The organism is Mesorhizobium sp. L-8-3, assembly GCF_016756615.1.
Classification (GTDB): domain Bacteria; phylum Pseudomonadota; class Alphaproteobacteria; order Rhizobiales; family Rhizobiaceae.
In genome coordinates this window covers 5,219,814-5,232,535 of record NZ_AP023262.1, presented here as the reverse complement: position 1 = coordinate 5,232,535, position 12,722 = coordinate 5,219,814, and the positions used below count along the sequence as shown (strand labels likewise).

Here is a 12,722-nt window from a genome sequence, read left to right as displayed (position 1 = left end):
GAGCTGTCGAGAACTTCAGGACCGCGACACCATGCGCCCGCCACCGGTGCGGCAGGCGGCACGCCGTTCCGGATCACTTGACGATCGTCGCGTCCTCCAGCGTCCACTGCAGCGTCGGCAGCAGCTTGATCCCCTCAAGGCGCTTCGAATACGCGACCGCGTTCGGCGGATAGTAGAGAGGGATCTGCGAGACCTCTTCCGTGCTGATCTTCTGGATCTCCTTGTAGATCTCGGCTCGCTTGCCGGGATCGGTCTCTTTCGTTCCCATCTCGACGAGTTCGTCTACCTTCTTGTTCTCGTAGAAGGTGTTGAAGGAATTGGAGCCGCAGCTCCCGCAGAGCGCCCAGCGCACGGCAAGGTCCGGATCGGGAACCTCGTTGTACCACCAGGTCGCCGCGGCGTCGTATTCGCCCTTTCCGGTCGCGTCCCACCAGGCGCCGGAATCGACATTGACGATGACCGGTTTCAGACCGATGGCCTGCCACTGAGCCTGGAGGAGCAGCGCGGTCTGCTGCTCGACTGTGCCCGTCGTGGCGAGGATCTTCACCTCGCGGCCTTGCATGCCGGACTCCGACAACAGCTGTTTCGCCTTGGCGACATCATACGGGATGCCGGGGTGATCCTTGTCGTGGAAATCGACGCCTCCGGGCAAGGTGGTGTTGGCGGGCTTGGCATAGCCGAGTGTGATCGCCTTGGTCATCGCCTTGTTGTCGATGGCGGAAGCCGCCGCCTGCCGCGCCTTCACATTCGAGAACGGTTCGCGCCTGTTGTTGAGCAGTGTCATGTTGATGATGGTCGAGGGCTCGAACCGCACCTCGACATCCTCGGCCGCCCTGAGATCCTCGATCTGCGTCCACTGCACCGCCCGCGCGACATCGACCTCGCCGGCCTTAAGCATGGCGATGCGGGTGTCGGGCGATGCGATCTCGATGAGTTCGACGGTCGCGTCCGACTTCGGATATCCCTGGCGCCAGTAATGCGGGTTGGGAACCAGCACGAGTTTCTCGTTCGGCTTCCATTCCTTCACCGCATAAGGGCCCGAAGTGACCGGAATGGCCGAGAACGCCTTTTCCGCTCCCTCTTTCTCGACGCTGGCCTTGGACACGATGCCCATGTTCCAGATCTCGAGATTGCCGAGGAAGGGAGCGAAAGCCGATTTCAGCTTGATCACGACCGTCTTCGGATCGGCTGCCGCCACGGATTCGACCGCGCTCAGCGGCGCCGAATAGGCAGCCTGCTTGTCGGTGCGGATGCGCTCGAGGCTGAAGACAACGTCATCGGCAGTGATCGGCGAGCCGTCGGAGAACTGCGTGTCGCGCAGATGGAATGTGTAGGTGAGGTTGTCGCCGGAAATGTGCCAGCTCTCGGCAAGCGCCGGTTCCAGCGCTCCCGACGCCGGATTGCGCTGCAGGAGCCTGGCGTAAAGCTGACCGTAGGTCTCGATGTTTCCGGCCGCTGCGGAGCGCATCGGATCGAGCGTCGTCGTCGGATAGGGCGAAACGATGCGAATGAAATCGCTTGCCGACGCCGGGAGAACCGCGGCCGATGACAAAGCCAGCATCATTCCCGCGGCGAACGCGCGGGCACCCTTAAGATGTGCCATTCCTTCCTCCCGTTGCGTCGGTGTTTCATCACCAGCGGCGAGGCTATGTTAGCAATACCACATCAGTCAACACTGAAGTTGTATTCCTAACACTCCGCGCTCGCGTCCATGCCGGCCGGGCGACGAAGGCGATCGTCAGCCAGCGGTGCGGACCGGGCTCGCCGAGCGTATCCGGAATGTCCTGCCGGATACGGTCCGGCCTGCCGACGCCGGGTCCTGGCGAAGTCGGGCGATGCCGGGTGGATTACAGAACCGATCGAGCCTAACGAGGATTGACACCCGCGTGCTTTCGTTTTCGAATGAAGCAGCAAAAAACGAAAACGAAAGGATCCGACCGTGTTCTTGTCGCCGCGCCACACCGAGATCATCCAGATGGCAAAGGACAATGGCCGCGTCCTGGTCGATGAACTCGCGACGCATTTCAACGTCACGCCTCAGACGATCCGCAAGGATCTCAACGACCTTTGCGAACAGCGTCTTCTGACCCGCGTCCACGGCGGCGCGCTCTTCCCCTCGGGTATCGAGAACATGGAATATGAGGCGCGGCGCAAGATCGCCGCGGAGGAGAAGGATGCGATCGGGCGGGCGGCGGCACGACTGATCCCCGACAACGCCTCGCTCTTCATCAATATCGGCACCACGACCGAGGCGGTCAGCAAGGCATTGCTCGATCATCACGGGCTGATGGTCATCACCAATAACATCAATGTAGCCAATAGGATGCGCGTCTATCCTTCGATCGAGGTGGTGATCGCGGGCGGCGTCGTGCGCGGCTCGGACGGAGGCGTGGTCGGCGAGGCCGCCGTCGATTTCATCAAGCAATTCAAGGTTGATTATGCCGTCATCGGCGCGTCTGCGATCGACCATGACGGGGCGCTGCTCGATTTCGATTTTCGCGAGGTGAAGGTAGCGCAGGCGATCATCGCCAATTCGCGCCATGTCATCCTGGTGTCCGACGCCACCAAGTTCGAGCGCACGGCGCCGGTCCGCATCGGCCATCTCAGCCAGGTCGACACTTTCATCACCGATCGCTGCGACATCGCGTCGGTTCGCAAGATCTGCGAGGAGGCCGAGGTCCAGATGATCGAGACGATACGGTGAACCTCGCCGGCTCCGACAGGGACCGGCGCTGGCGGACATATTTCGTTTGACATTCGTAATGATTTCGAAATAATCCCGAAACGTTTTCGAAAAGAACAGCATCATGCTGCGCTGCGAAAGTGGGAGGGAGCGCTTGGATCGACCTGTGATCCACGACGTCTTCGTCATCGGCGGAGGCATCAATGGCTGCGGCATTGCGCGTGACGCCGTCGGTCGCGGGTATTCGGTCTATCTCGTCGAAATGGACGATCTGGCCAGCGGCACGTCGTCCGGCTCCACCAAGCTGATCCACGGCGGGCTGCGTTATCTCGAGCATTACGAGTTCCGGCTGGTGCGCGAATCCCTCATGGAGCGCGAGGTCCTCTGGAAGAACGCGCCGCACATCATCTGGCCGATGCGCTTCGTGCTCCCTCATGCCGTCGGCCTTCGCCCTGCCTGGCTTCTCAGGCTCGGGCTTTTCCTCTACGACCACATCGGCGGCCGCAGGCTCCTGCCGGCGACGCGGTCGCTCGATATGCGCAGCGATCCTGCCGGAAAGCCGCTGAAGCCGCTCTTCACGCGCGCCTTCGAATATTCGGACTGCTGGGTCAACGATGCACGCATGGTCGTGCTGAACGCACGCGATGCGGCCGATCGTGGCGCTGTGATCCGCACCCGCACGAGGGTGGTCGGCGCGCGGCGAGAGGACGCCCACTGGACCATCGACCTGGAGGATTTGAGGACCCATGCGGTCGAGCAGGTGAAGGCCAGGCTTCTGGTCAACGCCAGCGGCCCCTGGATCGATCATGTTCTCGCGGGCGCGCTGGGCCAGAACAATGTCCACAACGTGCGCCTGGTTCAGGGCAGCCATATCGTCGTTTCGAAGAAGTTCGATGATCCGCGCGCCTACTTCTTCCAGAACAGGGATGGCCGGATCATCTTCGCCATCCCCTATGAAGACGATTTCACCCTGATCGGCACGACCGACCGCGACTTTGGCGGCGACCCGCATGAAGTGCACATCAGCGACGCCGAGACCGACTATCTCTGCAATGCCGCGAGCGAGTATTTCTCGGCCCCGGTCCGGCGCGCGGATATCGTCTGGACCTATTCGGCCGTTCGGCCGCTCTATGACGACGGCGCGTCCAAGGCGCAGGAAGCGACCCGCGACTATGTGCTGAAGGTGGATGGCGGCGAGGGCAGGGCACCCATCATCAACGTCTTCGGCGGCAAGATCACGACCTATCGCCGGTTGGCGGAAGCCATGCTGGAGAAGATCGAGGGTTTCCTTGGCAGGAAAGGTGCCCCATGGACAGCCGATGCGGCCTTGCCGGGCGGCGATTTCCCGGCCGGTTCGTTCGCCGACCAGGTCCGGCAACTCGCCGCGGCCTATCCATTCCTGGAAGCCGCCCATGCGCGACGGCTGGTCCGCCTCTACGGAACCCGCGCGAAGACCGTTCTGGGAGAGGCGCGGTCGGCGGCCGACCTCGGCCGCAATTTCGGCGCCGACCTCTACGAGGCGGAACTGCGTTATCTGATGAACCACGAATGGGCGGAGACGGCGGACGACGTCCTGTGGCGTCGTACGAAACGGGGGCTTCGCCTGAGCCGCGACGAGGCGGCCGCGCTCGACCGCTTCATGCGCGGGGGCGCCGGCTCCCGGAACGCAGCGGCAGAGTAGCCCAGGATATTGGAGGGGGCATGCTGGAACTGAGGAACGTATCGAAGACGATGGCGGGAGCGGATCACATCCGCGACGTTTCGCTGTCGCTTCAGCACGGCTCGCTCAACGTGCTGCTCGGCCCGACGCTGTCGGGCAAGACGTCGCTGATGCGGCTGATGGCGGGTCTCGACGTGCCGACCTCCGGCTCAGTCTGGTTCGACGGTCGCGACGTCACCGGCATGCCGGTACAGAAGCGCAACATCGCCATGGTCTACCAGCAGTTCATCAACTATCCGGCGATGACGGTCTACGAGAACATCGCCTCGCCGCTGAGGGTCGCGGGCGCGGCGCGCGACCGGATCGACCGCGAAGTGCGGCGCGCCGCCGATCTCCTGCAGCTGACGCCCTATCTCGATCGCACGCCGCTCAACCTCTCCGGCGGCCAGCAGCAGCGCACGGCGCTGGCGCGCGCGATCGTCAAGAATGCCGGGCTGGTGCTGCTCGACGAGCCGCTCGCCAATCTCGACTACAAGCTGCGCGAGGAATTGCGCGCCGAGTTGCCCAGGATTTTCGCCGAGACCGGGGCGATCTTCGTCTATGCCACCACCGAGCCGCACGAGGCGCTGCTTTTGGGCGGCAACACGGCCACCCTGTCGGAAGGACGGGTCACGCAGTTCGGGCCTACCGTCGAGGTCTATCGCAGGCCTGTCGACCTGGTCACCGCATTGACCTTTTCCGACCCGCCGCTCAACACCATCGCGCTGCGCAAATCAGGCGCCAGCTTCCGGCTCGACGGCGGGGTCGATCTCCCGGTGCCGGCGGATGTCGCCGGTATTGCCGACGGCATCTACACGATCGGCTTCCAGCCCCACCATCTTTCCCTGGCGCGACCCAGCACCGACGCCGTCTCGGTGACGGCAAAAGTGTCGGTCACGGAGATCACCGGTTCGGAGAGCTTCGTCCATCTCGATTTCGCCGATGCGCGCTGGGTGATGCTGACGCCGGGCATCAAAGCCTTCGCCCCCGACGACAGGATCGAGGTCTTCATCGACCATCGCCATATCATGGTGTTCGACGAGGCCGGTTGCGCGGTTGCGGCCGCGCCCAAAATGGCGGCTTGAGGGCAGGGACAATGGCACGCATCGACCTCGATCATATCCGCCATGCCTACATGCCGAACCCGCGCTCGGACGCCGATTTTGCGCTGAAGGAGGTGCATCACAGCTTCGACGACGGCGGCGCCTATGCGCTGCTGGGACCGTCGGGCTGCGGCAAGACCACTCTGCTCAACATCATCTCGGGTCTTCTGCGTCCCTCGCACGGGTCGCTGTCTTTCAACGGCCGCGACGTCACCCACCTGTCGACGCAGGAGCGCAACATCGCCCAGGTGTTCCAGTTCCCGGTCGTCTACGACACGATGAGCGTCTACGACAACCTTGCCTTCCCGCTGCGCAATCGCGGCGTGCCGGAGGCCGAGGTGGATCGCAAGGTGCGCGAGACGCTCGACATGATCGGCCTTGCCGAAAGGGCGCAGCGCAAGGCACAGGGGCTGACCGCCGACCAGAAGCAGAAGATCTCGCTCGGCCGAGGTCTGGTACGCTCCGACGTCAACGCCATTCTGTTCGACGAGCCGCTGACGGTCATCGACCCGCATATGAAATGGGTATTGCGGTCGCAGTTGAAGCAGTTGCACCGCCGTTTCGGCTTCACCATGGTCTACGTCACCCACGACCAGACAGAGGCGCTGACCTTCGCCGAGCAGGTGGTGGTCATGTATGACGGCGGCATCGTGCAGATCGGCACGCCGGACGAGCTCTTCGCGCGTCCTAGGCACACTTTCGTGGGCTATTTCATCGGCTCGCCGGGCATGAACGTGCTGCCGGTCACACTCGACGGCACCACGGCGCGCCTCGGCGGGCAGGCGATCGCGCTGCCTGCATCCCCCAGGACCGTTCCCGGCGGCAGGATCGAACTCGGCATCCGGCCCGAATTCATTCGCCTCGGCCGGGAAGGCATGCCCGTCTCTATCACCAAGGTCGAGGATATCGGCCGTCAGAAGATCGTGCGCGCGTCGCTCGAGGGGCGCCCGATCGCGGCCATCGTCGGCGAGGACGAGGAAGTGCCCGCCGATCCGCGCGTCGGCTTCGATCCTGCCGGCATCAATCTCTACGCCGATTCCTGGCGTGTCGAGCTCGGAGCCTGACCATGGAAAAGACCTGGAACAACAAGGCCTGGTTCATGGTGCTGCCGGTTCTGCTGCTGGTGGCTTTCTCGGCGGTCATCCCGCTGATGACGGTGGTCAACTATTCGGTGCAGGACACATTCGGCAACAACGTCTTCTTCTGGGTGGGCTCGGAATGGTTCGAGGAGATCCTGCATTCCGATCGCTTCTGGGCGGCCATGGGCCGCAACCTGATCTTCTCGGCGATCATCCTGGCCATCCAGATCCCGCTCGGCATTCTGATCGCGCTGAACATGCCGCGCAGGGGCTGGGGCGTTCCGGTCTGCCTGGTGCTGATGGCGTTGCCGCTGCTCATCCCGTGGAACGTCGTTGGAACCATCTGGCAGGTGTTCGGTCGCATCGACATCGGCCTGCTGGGCTACACGCTCTCGGCTCTCGGCATAGACTACAACTATGTCAACGACCCGTTCGATGCGTGGGTGACGGTCATCGTCATGGACGTCTGGCACTGGACCAGCCTCGTGGTGCTGCTCTGCTATGCCGGTCTGGTTTCGATCCCCGACGCCTACTACCAGGCAGCCAAGATCGACGGCGCCTCGCGCTGGGCCATCTTCCGCTACATCCAACTGCCCAAGATGAACCGCGTGCTGCTGATTGCCGTGCTGCTGCGCTTCATGGACTCATTCATGATCTACACCGAGCCTTTCGTCGTCACCGGCGGCGGGCCGGGCAACTCCACCACCTTCCTGTCGATCGACCTGGTCAAGATGGCGGTGGGACAGTTCGATCTCGGCCCGGCCGCGGCCATGTCGATCGTCTACTTCCTGATCATCCTGTTGCTGTCATGGGTGTTCTACACCGTCATGACCAATGTCGGCGTGGAGAAGTGACATGACGTCGATCAAGGATCAGACCGCCGATACCACGGCCGAGCGCCTGATGCACACTGCCGAAGCCAGGACGGCACCTTCGGCGACTGTGGCGGACGATGCGCTGGCGCGGCGGATGCGTCGGCGCGGCGAGGAGTCCCGCTTCTGGTGGCTGGTTCCGACCCTCTACATCATCTTCCTGATGCTGCCGATCTACTGGCTCGTCAACATGAGCTTCAAAACCAACCAGGAGATTCTCGGCACCTTCTCGCTGTGGCCGCAGAACCCGACCCTGCGCAACTACATGGTCATCTTCACCGACCCGTCCTGGTATTCTGGCTACATCAACTCGATCATCTATGTCGTCATGAACACGGTGATCTCGATCGCCGTGGCCTTGCCGGCGGCCTACGCCTTCTCGCGCTACCGTTTCCTCGGCGACAAGCACCTGTTCTTCTGGCTGCTCAGCAACCGCATGGCGCCGCCGGCTGTGTTCGCGCTGCCCTTTTTCCAACTCTATTCCGCCTTCGGCCTGATCGACACCCATATCGCCGTTGCACTCGCCCACTGCCTGTTCAATGTGCCGCTCGCGGTTTGGATTCTGGAAGGCTTCATGTCCGGCGTGCCCAAGGAGATCGACGAGACCGCCTATATCGACGGTTATTCCTTCCCGCGTTTCTTCGTGAAGATCTTCGTGCCGCTGATCGCATCCGGTATCGGCGTTGCCGCCTTCTTCTGCTTCATGTTCTCCTGGGTCGAGCTGCTGATCGCCCGCACACTGACCACCACCGCCGCCAAGCCGATCGCCGCGATCATGACGCGCACGGTTTCGGCCTCCGGCCTGGACTGGGGCGTGCTCGCGGCAGCCGGCGTGCTGACCATCATCCCGGGCGCGCTGGTGATCTGGTTCGTTCGCAACTACATCGCCAAGGGCTTCGCCCTGGGGAGGGTCTGATCATGAACTTCTCCTGGATGGCCTGGACGTGGCCGACGGCGATCTTCTTCGCCACGATCTTCCTGCTGCTGGCGGCCATGGCGGTGTGGGAATATGTCTCGCCGGGCGGCAATCCGCGCGTTGGGCTGCTGCGCTTCGAAACGACCCGCGGCGACCGCCTGTTCCTGTCGCTGCTCGGCAGCGCCTTCATCCATCTCGCTTGGCTGGGCCTCGTCGGGCCCAACCTGTGGTGGGCTCTCGCCCTCTCGATCCTGTACGCCGTCGGCGTATTCCGGTTCGTCTAGGGAGGGAAATGCCGGAGCGGCCGCGTGCCGGCGACCGCTCCGATCGCACTTGCAACCTTTGATAGGGAGGAAACGAAATGCGACGGCACATATTAACATCGACGACGGCGCTTGCGCTATTGATCGGCGCCGGCCAGGCCTATGCCGGAATGGACGAGGCCAAGGCCTTCCTCGACGGCGAGATCGGCGACATGTCGACGCTCGACCGGGCAGCGCAGGAAGCCGAGATGCAGTGGTTCATAGATGCCGCCAAGCCGTTTGCCGGCATGGACATCAAGGTCGTCTCGGAAACCATCACCACCCATGAATACGAATCCAAGGTGCTGGCCAAGGCGTTCTCCGACATCACCGGCATCAAGATCACGCATGACCTGATCGGCGAAGGCGACGTGGTGGAGAAGCTGCAGACCCAGATGCAGTCGGGCGAGAACATCTACGACGCCTATATCAACGATTCCGACCTGATCGGCACCCACTGGCGCTACCAGCAGGCCCGCAGCCTGACCGACTGGATGGCCAACGAGGGCAAGGACGTCACCAACCCCAATCTCGACGTCGACGACTTCATCGGCAAATCCTTCACGACCGCGCCGGACGGCAAGCTCTACCAGCTTCCCGACCAGCAGTTCGCGAACCTCTACTGGTTCCGCTACGACTGGTTCAACGACGAGAAGAACAAGGCCGACTTCAAGGCCAAATACGGCTACGACCTCGGCGTCCCGGTCAACTGGTCGGCCTATGAGGATATCGCCGAGTTCTTCACCGGCAAGGAAATCGACGGCAAGAAGATCTACGGCCACATGGACTACGGCAAGAAGGATCCCTCGCTCGGCTGGCGTTTTACCGACGCCTGGCTGTCGATGGCCGGCAATGGCGACAAGGGCATCCCCAACGGACGGCCGGTCGACGAATGGGGCATCAAGGTCGATGGGAACTCCCGGCCGGTCGGCTCCTGCGTGGCGCGTGGCGGCGACACCAACGGCCCGGCGGCCGTTTATTCGATCGAGAAATATCTCGACTGGATGAAGGCCTACGCTCCGCCGGAAGCCCAGGGCATGACATTCTCGGAGTCCGGCCCGGTGCCGGCGCAGGGCGCCATCGCACAGCAGATCTTCTGGTACACCGCCTTCACCGCCGACATGGTCAAGGATGGCCTGCCTGTCGTCAATGCCGATGGCACGCCGAGGTGGCGCATGGCGCCGTCGCCGCATGGCGTCTACTGGAAGGACGGCATGAAGCTCGGCTACCAGGACGCCGGCTCGTGGACGCTGATGAAGTCGACGCCGGACGATCGCGCCAAGGCCGCCTGGCTCTACGCGCAATTCGTCACGTCGAAGACTGTCGACGTCAAGAAGAGTCACGTCGGCCTGACCTTCATCCGCGAATCGACCCTGCAGCACAAGAGCTTCACCGACCGTGCGCCCAAGCTCGGCGGCCTGATCGAGTTCTATCGCTCGCCGGCGCGGGTGCAGTGGACCCCGACCGGCACCAATGTGCCGGACTACCCGAAGCTGGCGCAGCTTTGGTGGCAGGCGATCGGCGATGCCTCGTCGGGCGCCAAGACCGCGCAGGAGGCGATGGACTCGCTCTGCGCCGACCAGGAGAAGGTGCTGGAACGCCTCGAGCGCGCCGGCGTCCAGGGCGACATCGGCCCGAAGATGGCGGAGGAGCACGATCTGGCCTATTGGAATGCCGAAGCAGTGAAGGCCGGCAATCTTGCGCCGCAGCTCAAGGTCGAGAACGAGAAGGAAAAGCCGATCACCGTCAACTACGACGAGTTGGTCAAGAGCTGGAGCAAGTAGCGGAACGCGCCAGCCGATGCGAAGTCAGGGGAGGCGGCGTCAGGCCGGCTCCCCTGTTCATGTGGAGGAAGAGGGATATATGACCGGATTGATCCTCGCGATTGACCAAGGAACCACATCGAGCCGGGCGATCGTGTTCGACGGCGCCTTGAAGGTCGTCGGCGCCGGCCAGAAGGAGTTCAAGCAGTTCTATCCCGCATCCGGCTGGGTGGAGCATGACCCCGAGGAAATCTGGGAAAGCGTCATTGCGACCTGCAGGGCGGCGATCGATGCGTCCGGTCGGGAGGCTCGCGAGATCGCCGCGATCGGCATCACCAACCAGCGCGAAACCGTGGTGATCTGGGAGAAGGCCACCGGCAAGCCGATCCACAAGGCGATCGTGTGGCAGGATCGGCGTACCGCGCCGCTCTGTGCCAGGCTCAAGAGGCAGGGGTTGGAAAAAGTCTTCACGAAGAAGACGGGCCTTTTGCTCGACCCCTATTTCTCCGCAACCAAGATCGCCTGGCTGCTCGACAATGTTAAGGGCGCGCGCAAGCGCGCCGAAAAGGGCGAACTGCTGGCCGGCACCATCGACAGCTTCCTGATCTGGCGGCTGACGGGCGGCAAGGTCCACGCCACTGATGCCACCAACGCCTCGCGCACCCTCGTCTACAACATCGCGACCAATGCCTGGGATCCCGAGCTTCTCGAGATCCTGCGCATCCCGGCCGCGCTGCTGCCCGAGGTGAAGGACTGCGCCGCCGATTTCGGCACGACCGATGCCGGCCTGTTCGGCGCCCCGATAAGAATCCTCGGCGTCGCCGGCGACCAGCAGGCCGCGACGATCGGCCAGGCATGTTTCGAGCCGGGGATGATGAAGTCGACTTATGGCACCGGCTGCTTCGCGCTGCTGAACATCGGCACCGATCTGGTCCGCTCGAAGAACAGGCTGCTGACGACCATCGCGTACCGGCTGAACGGCAAGACCACCTATGCGCTGGAAGGCTCGATCTTCGTCGCCGGCGCCGCCGTGCAATGGTTGCGCGACGGGCTCAAGGTGATCGGCCACGCGCAGCACAGCGGCGAACTGGCGGCGAAGGCCGACCCGACGCAGGACGTCTATCTCGTCCCGGCCTTCGTTGGCCTGGGGGCGCCGCATTGGGATGCGGAGGCGAGGGGCGCGATCTTCGGCCTCACCCGTAACACGGGACCCGCGGAATTCGCGCGCGCTACGCTCGATTCCGTCGCGTTCCAGACACGCGACCTGCTCGACGCGATGAAGAAGGACTGGCGCGACGGCAAGGCCAAGACCGTGCTGCGTGTCGATGGCGGCATGGTGGCGTCGGACTGGACGATGCAGCGCCTTGCCGACATTCTCGACGCGCCGGTCGACCGCCCGACGATCCTGGAGACGACGGCGATGGGCGCCGCCTGGCTCGCCGGATCGAAGGCAGGCGTCTGGCCGAAGGCCCGGCAATTCGCCAAAGCCTGGGCGCTCGACCGTCGGTTCGAGCCCGTTATGGAGGATGCGGAACGGCGCCGGAAGCTGAAAGGCTGGCGCGACGCTGTGCGCCGCACCCTGACGAACCATTGAGATGCCAGCCTATCCGTGCCCTTGCTCACACGGGCATCGACCGCCGATCACCCGTCAATAGGGCGATATGCACTGGCGGCGCGGACCGTTGTAAGGCTGGAAGGTATTGTCCCAGGCGCGATATGAGCGGTAGCGGTTGTAGCACCAGCGCTCATGCGCGCTTCCACCGCCGCTGTAGTAGCGCGGCCCGGAATTGGCGATCGCGCCCGTGATCAGTGCGCCGGCGATAAAGGCCGCGCCCGGGAACCAATAGTCGTTGTAGTAGCGATAGCCAGGCCTGTAGTAGCGGTAACCGCGATAGCCATTGTAATAGGCCCAGTTTCGACCGCCGCCGCCGCGCCAATAGCGATCGCCACGCCATCCTCTGCCGCGCCAGCCGTCATAGCGGGGCCCGCCGCGGCCGCGATTGTAGTAGGGCATGTCGGTTCCGCCCCACGGACCACGTCCGGCCCAGCGGCCGCCATAGTTTCTGCCGCCGCGGCGGTCCCTGACGTACTGTATGTCGCCCTGCTGCCCGCCTATGACTGCGGCTGGGTTTTTGGGAGCGAAAGTCGGCGCGGCATTCAGCGGCACGGCGCTCGAAAGCGCGAAGGATGCCGCCAACAAGGAGGCGCACAGGCCAGACAACAGCTTCCTCATCACGGTTCTCCCCGTAAAAGCCAAATATCGAACGCGAAACGCGCCGACCGGGCATTGGTTCCGCAATCGCCG

General features: G+C 63.4%; 11 protein-coding genes. 9 read left to right on the top strand and 2 right to left on the bottom strand.

Translation table 11 applies throughout. The features are described from left to right. Positions 1-73 precede the first annotated feature (73 nt). The gene (locus JN302_RS24260; RefSeq protein ID WP_202329416.1) at positions 74-1,603 is read right to left on the bottom strand and encodes an ABC transporter substrate-binding protein; all 1,530 of its coding nucleotides are present in this window, start codon (positions 1,601-1,603) and stop codon (positions 74-76) included. Positions 1,604-1,939: 336 nt separating this feature from the next. On the opposite strand from JN302_RS24260, the gene JN302_RS24255 reads away from it, so the two are divergent. The 9 genes from JN302_RS24255 to glpK all read left to right on the top strand — a co-directional run bounded on the left by JN302_RS24255 (position 1,940) and on the right by glpK (position 12,011). Continuing rightward, positions 1,940-2,704 carry a DeoR/GlpR family DNA-binding transcription regulator gene (locus JN302_RS24255; RefSeq protein WP_202305932.1) on the top strand — a complete coding sequence of 255 codons (765 nt, stop codon included), beginning with the start codon at positions 1,940-1,942 and terminating at the stop codon, positions 2,702-2,704. A gap of 133 nt (positions 2,705-2,837) precedes the next feature. Continuing rightward, entirely contained in the window at positions 2,838-4,364 is a 1,527-nt protein-coding gene (gene glpD, locus JN302_RS24250) for a glycerol-3-phosphate dehydrogenase (protein WP_244845863.1), read from the top strand. 20 nt (positions 4,365-4,384) lie between these two features. Then, positions 4,385-5,467 carry an ABC transporter ATP-binding protein gene (locus tag JN302_RS24245; RefSeq protein ID WP_202305930.1) on the top strand — a complete coding sequence of 361 codons (1,083 nt, stop codon included), beginning with the start codon at positions 4,385-4,387 and terminating at the stop codon, positions 5,465-5,467. An 11-nt stretch (positions 5,468-5,478) separates the two neighbouring features. Further along, positions 5,479-6,549 carry an ABC transporter ATP-binding protein gene (locus JN302_RS24240; protein WP_202329414.1) on the top strand — a complete coding sequence of 357 codons (1,071 nt, stop codon included), beginning with the start codon at positions 5,479-5,481 and terminating at the stop codon, positions 6,547-6,549. A gap of 2 nt (positions 6,550-6,551) precedes the next feature. Continuing rightward, complete coding sequence (locus JN302_RS24235; RefSeq protein ID WP_202305928.1) at positions 6,552-7,418, top strand: carbohydrate ABC transporter permease; 867 nt, start codon at positions 6,552-6,554, stop codon at positions 7,416-7,418. A 49-nt stretch (positions 7,419-7,467) separates the two neighbouring features. Then, a complete protein-coding gene (locus tag JN302_RS24230) occupies positions 7,468-8,352 on the top strand; it encodes a carbohydrate ABC transporter permease (protein ID WP_202334430.1) in 885 nt (294 codons plus the stop codon). Between the two features lie 2 nt (positions 8,353-8,354). Next, on the top strand, positions 8,355-8,636 hold the full coding sequence (locus tag JN302_RS24225) for a DUF2160 domain-containing protein (protein ID WP_202305927.1): 282 nt from the start codon (positions 8,355-8,357) through the stop codon (positions 8,634-8,636). Positions 8,637-8,713: 77 nt separating this feature from the next. Beyond that, on the top strand, positions 8,714-10,438 hold the full coding sequence (locus JN302_RS24220) for an ABC transporter substrate-binding protein (RefSeq protein ID WP_202329413.1): 1,725 nt from the start codon (positions 8,714-8,716) through the stop codon (positions 10,436-10,438). Positions 10,439-10,517: 79 nt separating this feature from the next. Next, positions 10,518-12,011: a glycerol kinase GlpK gene (glpK, locus tag JN302_RS24215; protein WP_202329412.1), complete on the top strand. Its 1,494-nt coding sequence runs from the start codon at positions 10,518-10,520 to the stop codon at positions 12,009-12,011. 54 nt (positions 12,012-12,065) lie between these two features. Here the strand turns inward: glpK and JN302_RS24210 are convergent, their stop codons facing one another. Further along, the gene (locus JN302_RS24210; protein WP_202329411.1) at positions 12,066-12,650 is read right to left on the bottom strand and encodes a BA14K family protein; all 585 of its coding nucleotides are present in this window, start codon (positions 12,648-12,650) and stop codon (positions 12,066-12,068) included. Positions 12,651-12,722: the final 72 nt, after the last annotated feature.

Coding starts and splice junctions, on each gene's coding strand:
- JN302_RS24260 (WP_202329416.1), bottom strand. CDS start 1,603: ATGGCACATCTTAAGGGTGCCCGCGCGTTCGCCGCGGGAATGATGCTG.
- JN302_RS24245 (WP_202305930.1), top strand. CDS start 4,385: ATGCTGGAACTGAGGAACGTATCGAAGACGATGGCGGGAGCGGATCAC.
- JN302_RS24240 (WP_202329414.1), top strand. CDS start 5,479: ATGGCACGCATCGACCTCGATCATATCCGCCATGCCTACATGCCGAAC.
- JN302_RS24235 (WP_202305928.1), top strand. CDS start 6,552: ATGGAAAAGACCTGGAACAACAAGGCCTGGTTCATGGTGCTGCCGGTT.
- JN302_RS24230 (WP_202334430.1), top strand. CDS start 7,468: ATGCACACTGCCGAAGCCAGGACGGCACCTTCGGCGACTGTGGCGGAC.
- JN302_RS24225 (WP_202305927.1), top strand. CDS start 8,355: ATGAACTTCTCCTGGATGGCCTGGACGTGGCCGACGGCGATCTTCTTC.
- JN302_RS24220 (WP_202329413.1), top strand. CDS start 8,714: ATGCGACGGCACATATTAACATCGACGACGGCGCTTGCGCTATTGATC.
- glpK (WP_202329412.1), top strand. CDS start 10,518: ATGACCGGATTGATCCTCGCGATTGACCAAGGAACCACATCGAGCCGG.
- JN302_RS24210 (WP_202329411.1), bottom strand. CDS start 12,650: ATGAGGAAGCTGTTGTCTGGCCTGTGCGCCTCCTTGTTGGCGGCATCC.